This window comes from Flavobacterium sp. N1719 (assembly GCF_025947045.1).
Classification (GTDB): domain Bacteria; phylum Bacteroidota; class Bacteroidia; order Flavobacteriales; family Flavobacteriaceae; genus Flavobacterium; species Flavobacterium stagni.
This window is the reverse complement of the sequence record NZ_CP109993.1, coordinates 983722-997512: the sequence shown is the minus strand read 5'-3', so window position 1 is coordinate 997512 and position 13791 is coordinate 983722. Positions and strand designations below refer to the sequence as shown.

Annotated in this window: 12 protein-coding genes; 7 read left to right on the top strand and 5 right to left on the bottom strand. The window is 37.8% G+C overall.

Translation table 11 applies throughout. The features are described from left to right. Positions 1-117: 117 nt before the first annotated feature. Positions 118-2412, top strand: coding sequence for a penicillin-binding protein 1C (gene pbpC / locus OLM45_RS04065; protein ID WP_264512922.1), 2295 nt, complete (start codon positions 118-120; stop codon positions 2410-2412). A gap of 124 nt (positions 2413-2536) precedes the next feature. Here the strand turns inward: pbpC and OLM45_RS04060 are convergent, their stop codons facing one another. Both OLM45_RS04060 and OLM45_RS04055 read right to left on the bottom strand, forming a co-directional pair. After that, the gene (locus tag OLM45_RS04060; protein ID WP_264512192.1) at positions 2537-4087 is read right to left on the bottom strand and encodes an Rne/Rng family ribonuclease; all 1551 of its coding nucleotides are present in this window, start codon (positions 4085-4087) and stop codon (positions 2537-2539) included. Positions 4088-4441: 354 nt separating this feature from the next. After that, on the bottom strand, positions 4442-4735 hold the full coding sequence (locus OLM45_RS04055) for an HU family DNA-binding protein (protein WP_129460119.1): 294 nt from the start codon (positions 4733-4735) through the stop codon (positions 4442-4444). Positions 4736-4868: 133 nt separating this feature from the next. On the opposite strand from OLM45_RS04055, the gene mutY reads away from it, so the two are divergent. The 4 genes from mutY (at position 4869) to gldD (ending at position 8260) form a co-directional block, all read left to right on the top strand. Then, on the top strand, positions 4869-5906 hold the full coding sequence (mutY, locus tag OLM45_RS04050) for an A/G-specific adenine glycosylase (protein WP_264512191.1): 1038 nt from the start codon (positions 4869-4871) through the stop codon (positions 5904-5906). Between the two features lie 38 nt (positions 5907-5944). Further along, positions 5945-6376, top strand: coding sequence for a single-stranded DNA-binding protein (locus OLM45_RS04045; protein WP_129460121.1), 432 nt, complete (start codon positions 5945-5947; stop codon positions 6374-6376). 74 nt (positions 6377-6450) lie between these two features. Further along, on the top strand, positions 6451-7704 hold the full coding sequence (locus OLM45_RS04040; RefSeq protein ID WP_264512920.1) for a gliding motility-associated protein GldE: 1254 nt from the start codon (positions 6451-6453) through the stop codon (positions 7702-7704). After that, positions 7694-8260 (top strand): gliding motility lipoprotein GldD, encoded by a 567-nt coding sequence (gldD, locus tag OLM45_RS04035; protein WP_264512190.1) that lies wholly within the window; start codon positions 7694-7696, stop codon positions 8258-8260. Before OLM45_RS04040 ends, gldD begins: the two co-directional genes overlap by 11 nt. Positions 8261-8308: 48 nt before the next feature. Here gldD and OLM45_RS04030 read toward each other — a convergent pair whose 3' ends face one another. Beyond that, positions 8309-8680 carry a heavy-metal-associated domain-containing protein gene (locus OLM45_RS04030; RefSeq protein WP_264512188.1) on the bottom strand — a complete coding sequence of 124 codons (372 nt, stop codon included), beginning with the start codon at positions 8678-8680 and terminating at the stop codon, positions 8309-8311. Positions 8681-8774: 94 nt separating this feature from the next. Between OLM45_RS04030 and OLM45_RS04025 the strand changes: the two genes are divergently transcribed. Further along, complete coding sequence (locus OLM45_RS04025; protein ID WP_264512186.1) at positions 8775-9641, top strand: DMT family transporter; 867 nt, start codon at positions 8775-8777, stop codon at positions 9639-9641. Between the two features lie 47 nt (positions 9642-9688). Here OLM45_RS04025 and OLM45_RS04020 read toward each other — a convergent pair whose 3' ends face one another. After that, positions 9689-11746, bottom strand: a complete 2058-nt coding sequence (locus tag OLM45_RS04020; protein ID WP_264512184.1) for a M16 family metallopeptidase — start codon at positions 11744-11746, stop codon at positions 9689-9691. Positions 11747-11756: 10 nt separating this feature from the next. Further along, positions 11757-13085: a M16 family metallopeptidase gene (locus tag OLM45_RS04015; protein WP_264512182.1), complete on the bottom strand. Its 1329-nt coding sequence runs from the start codon at positions 13083-13085 to the stop codon at positions 11757-11759. Between the two features lie 248 nt (positions 13086-13333). Here OLM45_RS04015 and rplU point away from each other — a divergent pair, with 248 nt between their 5' ends. Further along, on the top strand, positions 13334-13789 hold the full coding sequence (rplU, locus tag OLM45_RS04010) for a 50S ribosomal protein L21 (RefSeq protein WP_264512180.1): 456 nt from the start codon (positions 13334-13336) through the stop codon (positions 13787-13789). The last annotated feature ends 2 nt before the right edge of the window (positions 13790-13791 follow it).

The window sequence follows — 13791 nt, the reverse complement described above, 5'->3', positions numbered from 1 at the left end:
AAATCATTGCAGAAACAGCTTTACATATTAATTCACTTCTTACAATCTAAGCTTTCATTGTTTTTTAAAACAGTGAAAACCCGCGTAGGTGAACATCCCAAAAAATCGGCAGTCCTAATGATTGCTCTTTTGGTGTATTATTTCTCGTTGCCTCGCACCTTGTTTCAAGTCCCCTACGCCACCGTGATTGAAAGTTCGGATGGAGAGTTATTGGCTGCAAAAATTGCTACCGATGGTCAATGGCGCTTCCCTTCAAAAGATAGTGTGCCTGAAAAATTCAAAAAATGCATTGTCTATTATGAAGACGAACATTTTTATCAGCATTGGGGATTCAATCCTGTTGCGATGTACAAAGCCGTACAACAAAATCGGGCGGCTGGAAGAGTGGTTCGTGGCGGGAGTACCTTGACCCAGCAAGTCATTCGCTTATCGCGGAATAATCAAGACCGCACCTATTGGGAGAAAATAAAAGAAATCGTGTTGGCAACACGTTTGGAGTTTCGTCATTCCAAGGACACGATTCTCGAACTTTATGCGGCGCATGCGCCTTTTGGGGGTAATGTAGTCGGATTGGAAATGGCTTCTTGGCGGTACTTTGGCGTGCAAGCGCACCAACTTTCGTGGGCAGAAAGTGCAACCTTAGCGGTTTTACCCAATGCGCCACGATTGATTTATCCAGGAAAAAATCAGGAAAAATTATTGAAAAAGCGCAATGCCTTATTATTAAAATTATACCAAAATAAAGAGATTGACCAACTCACTTACGAATTGGCACTGAAAGAACCGTTACCACAAAAACCCTATGATTTACCACAATTCGCACCTCATTTATTAGAACGGGTGGTCAAAAAACATCAAGGAGAACGTATCAAGACAACCCTTGAATTGCCGTTGCAAAATCGGGTGAATCAAATTGCGAGTTATTATTACAATCAATACAAACAAAACGAAGTCCATAATCTGGCGGTGATTGTTATTGACGTACAAAACCGCAATATTGTGAGTTATGTGGGCAATGCCCCTACGGATGTGCAACACGGCAAAGATGTTGACATTATTGGCGCTCCGCGAAGTACAGGAAGTATTTTAAAACCCCTTTTGTTTGCTTCGATGTTGGATGAGGGCGAACTCTTACCCAACACTTTAGTAGCGGATATTCCGACTCAAATTTCGGGCTATGCACCGCAAAATTTTAACCAAACCTTTGATGGTGCCGTTCCAGCACAACGCGCTTTATCGCGTTCATTAAATATTCCAGCGGTTTTGATGTTGCAAGAACACGGTATTCCGAAGTTTTATGAAACTTTGCAAAAATTAGGTCAAAAAAACATCAACAAACACCCTGATCATTATGGTTTATCCTTGATTTTGGGCGGTGCCGAAAGTAATTTATGGGATTTAACGAAGACGTATGCCAATATGACGTCGACCTTAAATTATTACAACCGGACCAAAAAATACCGTACCAATGAATTTACTGACTTGAATTTCATTCATGGCTTTGAGCAAGATTTTGGGTCTGATTCCTATGACAAAACGATTTATGGAGCAGGTTCGATTTACCTCACCTATACGGCAATGAAAGAAGTCAACCGTCCAGAAGGTGATGAAGCTTGGAAGTTTTATGATTCAGCCTTACCGATTGCTTGGAAAACAGGAACGAGTTTTGGCAATCGCGATGCATGGGCGATTGGAACCAATTCACGATATGTAGTAGGCGTTTGGGTAGGAAATGCATCCGGAGAAGGCCGGCCCGAGTTGACGGGTGTAGACAGTGCGGCTCCCATTTTGTTCGATGTATTCAATACGCTGCCTAAATCGGGTTGGTTTAAAGCGCCTCTAAACGATTTGGAACAAGCTGAAATTTGTACCCAAAGCGGACATATTGCGCAAGATGATTGCCCTAAAACGAAGCAATGGATTCCGGTTAAAGGATTGAAAACCAGTGTTTGTCCCTACCATAAACTGGTGCATTTGGACCCAACCGAACAGTTTCGTGTAAATAGCAATTGTGAATCGGTAGACCAAATTGTAACCAAAAAATGGTTTGTATTGCCACCGGTTTGGGAATGGTATTATAAAAGTTTACATATTGATTACCAACCTTTACCGCCTTTCCGAGCGGATTGTGTGGGGGAAACACAAGTACAAATGGATTTTATTTATCCGCGGGCTACGAGTAAAATTTATTTGACGAAAAACTTTAACGGAGTGATTCAGCCTGTTGTATTTAAGGTGGCCCATTCCAATCGAGAGGCCAAATTGTATTGGTATGTAGATGACCGATTTTTGGGAACCACCCAAACCTTTCACGAAATGCAGATTACGGCCCAAACGGGTGTGCATCGTGTGACGGTAGTAGATGAAAAAGGCAATGAAATCAAACGTAAAGTTGAGTTGATTCGCGATTGATAGCATGATGCAGCCCGGATTGAAGCGGCATCCTCCCGACGTTAGGAGGGAGATACAGCGGAAAGCCGGAATTGCTGCCCAAAAACAAAAAAACCGCCCTTCACATCGAAAGGCGGTTTTTTCTTTATTCTTTAATCTCGTTTCCTTCTTCGTTAAAGAAACGGTATTCGAGGTACGTGTAAGCATCACGAGGTATGATTTTCACCCATTTTTTATGTTCGAAGAACCACTTCAAACGTAAAGATGGAAAACCTTTAGTAAGGTAGGCAGCCACAAACGGGTGTGCATTGAGCACAAGTTTGTTGTGGTTGTCTTTAATTCGTTCAACATCGGAAGCAATGCGGTCGATGAGCAGAATTGGTGCATCGACTTCACCGGTAGACCCTTGACTAGGATCATCTTCCTGAGTTTTAATGTTGACTTCGGGACGCACCCGTTGTCGAGTAATCTGCACGAGACCGAATTTACTCGGCGGCAGGATTTTGTGTTTGGCTTTATCGTCGCTCATTTCCTCTTTGAAATGATCGTAGAGGACTTTGCGATTTTCGGGATTTTGCATATCGATAAAATCGATAACAATAATTCCGCCCATATCACGTAAGCGCAATTGACGTGCGATTTCAGTAGCGGCAATCATATTCACTTCGAGCGCGGTGGCCTCTTGGCTTGCGGCTTTATTGGAACGATTTCCACTATTTACATCAATCACGTGAAGTGCTTCTGTGTGCTCGATTATCAAATAAGCTCCTTTACTCATGGAAACGGTTTTCCCGAATGAGGTTTTGATTTGACGTTCGATATGGTACTTTTCAAAAAGCGGAACATCCACAGCTTGATAAAGCTTCACAATTTTTTGTTTCTCCGGCGCTATTTCGGCTAAATAGTCCTTTGTTTGTTGGTACAACTCCTCATCATCCACAGTGATACCGGTGAAAGTATCGTTAAAAATATCCCGAAGCATGGAGGAAACTTTAGTCAGTTCGCTCAATACTTTGGAGGGATGATGGGCCGTTGGTAATCTTTTACACATTGCAAACCATCTGTTCATCAGATTTTGCAAGTCTTTTTCGAGTTCGGCTGTTGATTTGCCTTCGGCTACTGTTCTCACAATAACACCAAATCCTTTCGGTTTGACAGCGGAAACTAGTTTTTTCAAACGGTCTTTTTCTTCACGAGAATTGATTTTTTGAGAAACCGAAACCCGATCGGAGAACGGCACTAACACCAAATAACGTCCAGCAAATGATAGCTCAGAGCTAATGCGGGGACCTTTAGTGGAAATGGGCTCTTTGACCACTTGAACTAGAACTGATTGATTGGCGCTCAACACATCAGCGATGGCACCATTTTTATCAATCTCTTTTTCAAACGGAAAGTTTTTTAGGGAGAAATCTTTTATTTTACCTGTGCTTACAAGTTTAATGAATTTCAAATAAGAAGTAAGATTAGGTCCTAGGTCGTGATAATGCAAGAATGCATCTTTCTCGAATCCAACGTTTACGAAGGCAGCGTTGAGTCCAGGTACCGGTTTTCGGATTTTGGCGATAAAAATATCCCCCACCAAAAACTGGCTACGATCTTCTTCTTCTTTGTGTAATTCAATGAGTTTTCCATCTTTTAATAAGGCAAAATCTACAGCATTTTCATCCTTACGAATGATTAATTCTTTATTCATGTTGTAAATTTTTATCCCGGAACAGGTTGATTTAAAGACAAATCGACCAATTTTAGGATGGATTAAACATTTTTACAGGTAGTACCCGTAGGGAAAATTTCATATGCTAATATTCCATTTGAACCCACTAAAACGTAAAAAGTGAGCGCAAAATCTATTGAAATTCAGCGTTTTTTGAAATAAATCCCGTAATTTCAAGGAACGTGTAAAAAGAAAAAAGTAGTTAAAAACTACTTTTTCTTTTTATGACGGTTTGCTCTCGCTCTTTTCTTACGTTTATGCGTCGCAACCTTATGTCTTTTTCTTTTTTTACCGCTTGGCATAGGTTAATTTGTTAGTGATTAATAAATATTTTTATACTGTAACTTCAGTTTTAGCTTTTACACCTTCTACAAATACTTTTGCAGGTTTAAATGCAGGAATATTATGAGCTGGAATTTTGATTGTTGTATTTTTTGAAATATTTCTTCCTGTTTTTTCAGCTCTTGTTTTGATGATGAAGCTACCGAATCCTCTTAGGTATACATTATCTCCGTTCTCCAATGAAGTTTTCACTTCTTCCATCAACGCTTCTACAGTAGATTGAACATCTCCTTTTTCAAGACCTAATTTCTCTGAAATCTTCGCTACGATATCTGCTTTCGTCATTTTCTTTCGTATTTAATAATTATGTGTAAATTTTTGAGAGTGCAAATATAGGAATTAAAAAAACAAATTTTCAAGTATAATCTATTAAAATTTAAATACATAAAGTTATACTTTTGTTAAACTCAGAATTGCTATGGATTTTACTAACTCCCTATTGCTTTGGTATTTAGAAAACCAACGCGATCTTCCTTGGCGTCAAACGCGTGATCCGTATCGCATTTGGCTGTCCGAAATTATGCTTCAACAAACGCGAGTAGCACAAGCTACACCTTATTTTTTTCGCTTTTTAGAAGCGTTTCCAACGGTTACCGATATGGCAAAAGCACCCGAAGAAGCCATTTTAAAACAATGGCAAGGTTTGGGCTATTACTCCCGAGCTCGTAACATGCATTTCACAGCCCAACAAATTGTAGCAGAGTACCAAGGGAATTTTCCAAATACGTATGATGAATTATTACAATTAAAAGGAGTGGGCGATTATACAGCTGCTGCCATAGCTTCCATTGCTTTTAACGAACCCGTTGCTGTTGTAGACGGCAATGTTTATCGTGTTTTATCGCGCTTTTTTGGAGTTGAAACCGACATCACCTCATCTAAAGCTAAGAAAGAATTTTCAGAATTGGCCAATACCTTATTAGATAAAAATCGTCCAGCGCAATTCAATCAAGCGTTAATGGAATTTGGCGCCATTCATTGTACACCCAAAAATCCGAAATGTGAAAGCTGTGTCTTTCAATCGGGTTGCATAGCTTTACGCGATAAAAAAACAGCGCAATTACCCGTGAAATTGAAGAAGACTAAAGTAACCAACCGCTTTTTTCATTACTTAGTTTTTGAAGATCCGGAAGGAAAAACCTTACTGGAAAAGCGAACTGAAAAAGGGATTTGGCACAATTTATATCAATTTCCACTTTTAGAAACAACAGAATCAAAACCTTACGAAGAAATTCTACGTAAAATAGAAACAGAACATGCTGAAAAATCGTTATCTTCAGTTAGGGTATTAGAGAATGAAGCTGTTTTACACAAACTATCACACCAAAATTTGTATATTCGTTTTTACAAGATTAGTCTTAATAAATTATTAACTTCAGGTATAAAGGCCGAATCACTTGAAAATTACCCTTTTCCCATTGTTATTTATAATTTTATTAAGTCTAATTATTTATAAATTTGTATTTTTGCGTGATATAAACACGCCATATTATTATGAACGGGACACTTAACAAAGTTATGCTGATTGGTCATCTGGGGGATGATGTTAAAATGCACTATTTCGAAGGCGGTAATTGCATTGGTCGATTTCCATTGGCCACGAATGAAATTTACATTAACAAATCAACAAACGAAAAAATCACTTCAACGGAGTGGCACAATTTAGTTGTGCGCAACAAAGCCGCTGAAATTTGCGAACGCTTTTTAACCAAAGGCGATAAAATTTATGTAGAAGGTCGCATCAAATCGCGTCAATGGACGACGGAAGAAGGTGTAACCAAATACACAACAGAAATTCAGGTGACAGAATTTACCTTTCTAAATGTGAAAAAAGATTTAGAAAGTCGTTCTGTTCCAAATCATGAACCACGAAATTCCGGTTACGAAACACCTAGTTCTCATGTTGAAAACGACATGCCTTACTAGATAGAAGTTCAACTAATCTTTTTCATTTGGAGCTAGACCCCGGTATACATTCGGTAGTAATATTCGATTCTGAGATGCTTTTTGGCAGTATCGGCATTTTAGTTCTTCTGTTTTGTTGTGCTATGGTCGCTGCTACTGAAGTAGCTTTTTTCTCCCTTACACAAAAAGATTTACAGCAACTTTCTGAAAAGCAACCGGGCAAGTTTCAAATCATTTCTGATTTATTAGCAAAACCTAAAAAGTTGTTGGCGACCATTTTGATTGCCAACAACTTTTTACATATTGCTATTGTCATTCTTTTTTCAGTTTCTCTGGATCGTTTGTTTTCGACAATTGCCATACCTGCGGTAAAATTTATTGTCGAAGTAATCTTAGTCACCTTTTTAATTTTATTATTTGGCGAAGTTTTACCTAAAGTGTATGCGAGTCGGAACAACACAAAATTTGCTGTTTTCATTACATACCCACTCGTTTTTCTCAATAAAATACTATCGCCAATTAGTATGCCTTTGCGGTGGTTGACGCTTTTTATTCAAGAAAAATTAGGTAAAGAAAAAACCAATTTTTCTGTTGATCAGCTTTCGCAAGCGCTGGAGCTTACTTCATCCGAAGACACTACTCAAGAGGAGCAAAAGTTATTAGAGGGTATTGTATCCTTTGGAAATACCGAAGCCAAACAAGTGATGAGTCCGCGCATTGATTTATTTGCGCTTGACATTAAAGAATCTTTTTCAGAAGTATTTCCTAAAATTGTAGACAAAGGATACTCTCGAATTCCTGTTTACCAAGACAATATCGACCATATTGTTGGCGTTTTGTTTATCAAAGATTTAATTCCCTACATCAATAAGAAAGAGTTTGAATGGCAAAAGTTAATGCGCGAACCCTTTTTCGTTCCTGAAAACAAAAAGCTGGACGATTTATTAAAGGATTTCCAAGGGATGAAAAACCATTTGGCTATTGTTGTAGATGAATATGGAGGCACTTCGGGTTTGATTTCTTTGGAAGATGTAATCGAGGAAATTGTGGGCGACATCAGTGATGAATTTGATGACGAAAACATTAATTACTCCCAAATTGACGAACGGAATTTTCTTTTTGAAGGAAAAATCAACTTAAAAGATTTATACCGTATCATTGAAGTGGACGAAGATCTTTTTGAAGAACACAAAGGAGAAGCCGAAACCTTAGCGGGATTTTTGTTGGAATTACAAGGAAACTTCCCCAAAAAAGGACAAAAAATACATTTTGCCAACTGTCTATTCACCGTAGAAGTTGTCGACAAAAAAAGAATCAAACAAATTAAAGTCACACTCAATGCCGCTTAAACGCTTATATTTTTTAGGATATACCGCTGTAATTTCCATTTTACTATCCAGTTGTAAAGACGACATCTTACCCAAACCCCCGGGTCATTTACGCTTGGAATATCCATTAGCTACCTATACTAAATTTGAAAGCAATTGTCCGTTTGAATTTGCTGTGAATGCTCATGCTGTAATCAAAGAAAAAGGTTCGTGTGACTATACTATTACTTATCCCAAAATGAAAGCTACCTTGTTTTTAACCTACAAACCGGTTCAAGGCAACTTAGAACAGTTGCTGCGAGATACGCAAAAACTTACCTATAAGCATGTCATTAAAGCGGATAATATTTTAGAACAACCTTTTTACAACCCAAAACATAAAGTTTACGGCATGTTTTATCGTGTGGGAGGTAATGCGGCTACTAACGCTCAATTTTATGTAACCGACAGCACCCGACATTTCTTAAGCGGGTCGATGTATTTTTATGCAAAACCTAATTTTGATTCCATAATGCCTGCCGCTGATTATATCAAAAACGACATGCAAAATCTAATGGAAACCATTCAATGGAAATAAAAAAGGGCCTTTAAAAAAGCCCTTTATATTTTTTGTAGCGCCTATTAATTACACTTTCTTATCTACTTTTACATTCGACACTTTGTAGGTTTTACCGTCTGCACACGATTCAACCAATTTCGTTAAATCTTTTTCTGATAGTTTATCAGCATCAAAGTGAACCGTCGCTTCTTTTTTGTCAAAATCTACTTTTGCTTCTTGAACACCAGGTGTTTCAGCCAGTTTTTCTTCAATTGTTTTAGCACAACCGATAGCACATGTCATCCCTTCAATATGCATAGAAGCTGTTTCAGGTTTCACAGCAGGTGCTTTTTGATTTTGTGCGGTTTCTGTTCCAGCGGCTGCCGCCGTTTCCTGTTTACAAGAAGTCATTAGCATTAAAGACGCAGCTGCAAAAGCTACAATTTTAGGAGCATTCATGATGTTGAGTTTGATTTTCAAAAACAAAATTAAAAATATTTTTAAACGGACATTCATAAAATAATGCCAATTTTGCATTTACAAACAACGAAACATGTCCAATCAACAACTAAAATGGCTTTTCCTTATGGTATTGGCCGTAATCTGGGGGAGTTCATTTATTTTGATTAAACGGGGGTTGGTCGGACTCACACCCATTCAACTAGGGGCGGCGCGAATTACCTTTTCTGCTGTATTTTTATTAATCATCGGATTTGGAAGCTTACGCGAAATTCGGCACCATCAATGGAAATACATTGCTTTAACTTCCCTGTTTGGAACGTTTATTCCTGCTTTCCTGTTTGCCATTGCCCAAACCCAAATTAGCAGTTCGATCAGTTCTATACTAAATTCATTGACACCCTTGAATACCTTACTGATTGGAATCTTGGTATTTGGGCTTACCTTCAAAAGAGCACAACTTTTGGGTGTAATCATTGGTTTAATAGGTACTTTATTATTAATTATCAATGGGGCAATTTCACACCCGAATCAAAATTATGGGTATACCGTACTCGTTTTGATTGCCTCATTATGTTATGCCACCAATGTCAATTTGATTAAGAAATATTTATCCGATGTAAAACCGTTAAGTATAACTACGGGTAATTTCTTGGTGATGCTACTTCCAGCGGCTATCCTATTATTCTCTTCGGGAATATCCGCTCATTTTCATGAAGTAAAAATCCAGCATTCTTTGTTTTATGTCATGATTTTAGGAGTAATCGGAACAGGAATCGCCAACATTTTATTTTACAAACTAATTCAGCTATCGGCACCTGTTTTTGCTACTTCGGTAACCTATTTAATTCCTGTGGTTGCCATAGGCTGGGGAATCTATGACGGAGAATCCTTAACCGCTGTTCAAGGTTTGGGTGCCTCCATTATATTATTAGGTGTATATCTTTCAAGTAAAAAATAAAAAAGACCGCCATAAAGACGGTCTTTCATATAAATTCTATGATTTAATTACTGAAAATCAGCGTCGGTTACTCCCTCGTTGATTTTTACTTCAGCTACTTTCACTTCAATATCTCTTCCAGCTTGAGACAATACAATGGTAAAAGGCACTTTAATCCCTTTTACATCTTTGTAATCGGAATACAAAATAGAAGAGGTCATTTTTTGACCGTTACGCTCTTGTGTTGTAGATGAACCCAAACGTAAACCTGTTTTCACATCATAGTAATACGTAGTTTTTCCGTTTTTCACAGCATACGCATCAGCACCATTGAAAGGTTCGATACCATCCAATACTACATCTGCTTTTTTCGCTAAAGCCAATTCTTCAAAAGTACCTGCAATCGCTTTTTTCTCAGCAAATTCTTCAGCAGTTAAGTCTTTTTTCTGACCTTGACCTGAATTATACCCTGATTTATCGCCAATCACTTGTTTGGACAATTCCATCATTCCGGTTAATTCTAATTTCAACATCATTCGCCCTTTATTATCACGCTTTGTAATATATGCTAAAGGAGCGGGTGCGCCTTCGATTTCAGAAGTTCCGCTAACGAAAATAGATTTTACTCCAGCCACTGCTTTATCACCACCTACGGCTTTGATGTAGTTATCCATTACGGCTTTAACGGTTACACCGGCAGGGATAGGCATTTTCATTTTTGGCTTCTCTGTAGGATTACCAAATTTGTCAAAATAGAACATTGGAATTTTTAATTTTTCCAAACCTGGAATTACTTCACTCCCTTTACCCGTTACGATGATACGTAAATTGTCTGCTAAGACATATTTATTCATCACACGCATCACGTCGTCAGCGGTTACCGCTTGAATGTTCTTAATGAAATTCTCATAGAAATCAGCTGGTAAACTTTCTGTTTCAATATTTAAGGCATAACGTGCAACGGTTTGTGGTTTTTCAACTTGCATTACAAAACGTCCGATGTAACCCGCTTTTACATTAGCCAAGGCTTCTTCACTCACTTTTTCTGTGCGAATACGTTTGATTTCTTTCAAAACTTCCACCACTGCACTATCGGTAACTGAGTTACGTACTTGGGCATTGGCTTTGAACTTACTGTTCATGTATTTGTTGCTTCCAATACTTGAATACGCACCATAGGTCCATCCATGAGCTTCACGTAAATTCATGTTCAAATACCCGTTGAAGTCGCCACCTAAAACTTGGTTGGCTACAATCACTGCGAAATAATCCGGATCTGATAATTTTAAATTCACCGAATTCACTACAGCAATTTCCGATTGAACCGCATTGGGCATATCGACAAAATTGATTTGTGTGAATTGTACATTACTTGGCGAAGTATATGAAATTTGCGGAGCGGTAGCTTTTGTCCAATTTTCGAACAATTTAGTCGCCATTTTTTTCACCTCTTTGAATTTCACATCCCCGATGATTACCAAATACGCTTTTTCAGGAACAAAATAGGTCGCATAGTTTTGTTTAACGTCATCTAACGTAACATTTTTGATGGTTTCTTCAGTCAAATATTCTCCTGCAGGATGATTTTTGCTGTACACCAAAACATTCTCCACGCGTCCCGCTACAGCTGGAACACTTTTTTCTTGGGTTTTTAATCCTTCGATTAATTTATCGCGTTCTTTATCAAACTCTTCTTGTGTGAAATTAGGCATCAACATTCCTTCAGCCATCAATTCCATGATACGTTTTGAATATTTTGATAATCCGCTACCGTAAGCACCACGTGCACTGAAACTAATATCTGCGCCTAAGAAGTCTATTTCTTCATTGAACGCATCTTTGGAAGTTTTGGTAGAACCGTTCCCCATCAAACTGCTGGTTAGGTTGTCAACCCCTTTTTTATTTCCTTCCGCAAAAGGAGCATTATCAATAGTTAAACTAAATGAAACACGGGGTAACTTATGGTCTTCAACCACCATTACTTTTAATCCGTTGGGTAACGAAAAAATTTCAGGCTTTTTGATTTGAATCGCAGGTGCTGGTCCTGGTTTAGGTTGTGGTCGGTCTTGTGCTTGCATAGTTAAGGTTAAAAACAAGCCGGATAGAAGTATAATAGATTTTCTCATGTTGTTTCAATTATTTAGATTCAGCTTTGTCTTTAGCAGGAACATAATCCAAAATCAAACGCTGATTTGGGTTCAAATACTTTTTCGCAATGTCACGAATTTCTTCACGCGTAATCGAACGGTACATTTCGATTTCTGTATTGATTAAATTCACATCACCGTATAACAAATAGTATGAAGCCAAATTCTCAGCAACTCCTTCTACACTTGCATTGCTATTTACATAATTGTTTTCAAATTGATTTTGCAATTTTTGATAATCCTTTTCAGAGATTAAATCCGTTTGCAATTTCACAATCTCTTCATCGATTTCTTTAATTAAATCAGCTGACGTAGCATCTCCTTGAGGCATTCCATATAAAATGTACATACCATAATCTTCTTGTGAATAGTTAAAGGCGCCAATTTGTAACGCCATTTTCTTATCGTCAACGATTTTTTTGTACAGTTTCGAACTGTTACCATCGCTTAAATACGAAGAAATCATATCCAAAACGCGCGCGTCGCGTGATTTCATAGAAGGCGTTCTGTAAGAAGCAACCACCATTGGTTTTTGAATGTTGGGGTCTTCATACGTAGCGTGCATTTCTTTAGTGATAGGATCTTCTACAAACGTTTCACGCTTAATTTCTTCTCCACGCGGAATTGGAGCAAAATATTTTTGAATCCATTCTTTGGTTTGAGCAACATCGATTTGACCTGCTACTACCAAAACAGCATTATTTGGAGTATAATATTTTTTATTGAACGCTTGGAACTCTTCTAAGGTTGAAGCATCCAAATGTTCCATTGATCCGATGGTTGCCCAACGGTAAGGGTGTTTGAAAAACATATTGCGTTTTACCTCAGCAATTAATTGACCATAGGGTTGGTTATCAACACGCAAACGCTTTTCTTCTTTTACCACTTCATTTTGTGTATCAACCCCTATTTGATTAATTACAGGGTGCATTAATCGCTCTGATTCCATCCACAATCCTAATTCAAGATTATTTGATGGAAAAACTTCGAAGTAATAGGTACGGTCATCAGTAGTATTGGCATTGTTTGTTCCTCCATTACCAGTTACAATTTTAAACCATTCCCCTCTTTTAATGTTTTGTGTTCCTTCAAACAATAAATGTTCAAAAAAGTGAGCAAAACCAGTACGGTCCGGTCTTTCATCCTTGGCTCCTACATGATACATTACCGAAGTAATCACTACAGGCGCCGAAGGATCATTATGAAGAATGACGTGCATTCCATTGGCTAAATCATACTCTTCAAATACAACTTTTTGAGCATGAGCAGTACCTCCAAGCATAAGCAATGAACTTAAAGCGATTAAAGATTTTTTCATAAGAATTAGTTATTTGTTTTTTGGGTTATCACCCTGCGTTAAATCGAATGTCCCATTAGTATATCGGAACGGAATTCTGTTACACAAATGTAATTTTTTTACCTGAGGATACTGAAGAATTTAGTACTTGACTTTCAAATATTTGTAAGTCCTTGATTTTAAAGGAAAGTATTTTACAAAAGCACTTGTTTCGATAAAATATATTTGTATATTTGCAACCTTAAAATTTTTAACTAAACATTATTGTTATGTACGCAATCGTAGAGATAGCAGGGCAACAATTCAAAGTAAGCAAAGACCAGAAAGTTTTTGTTCACCGTTTAGCGAACGAAGAAGGTTCAAAAGTTTCTTTTGAAAAAGTTCTTTTATTAGATGACAACGGAACAATTACGATCGGCGCCCCAGCTATAGAAGGTGCTTCAGTAGAAGCGAAAGTTTTACAACACCTTAAAGGTGAAAAAGTAATCGTTTTCAAAAAGAAAAGAAGAAAAGGTTACAAAAAGAAAAACGGTCACCGTCAAGCGTTAACCCAAATCGTAATTGAAGGTATTGCAGCAACAGGTGCTAAAAAAGCGGCTAAAAAAGAAGCAGCTCCAGCAGTAGAAGCTACTGAAGAAGCGCCAAAAAAAGCAAAAGCGCCTAAAGCAGAAAAATCGGAGGATGCACCAAAAGCTCCAAAGAAAACGAAAAAAACAGAAGAGTAATA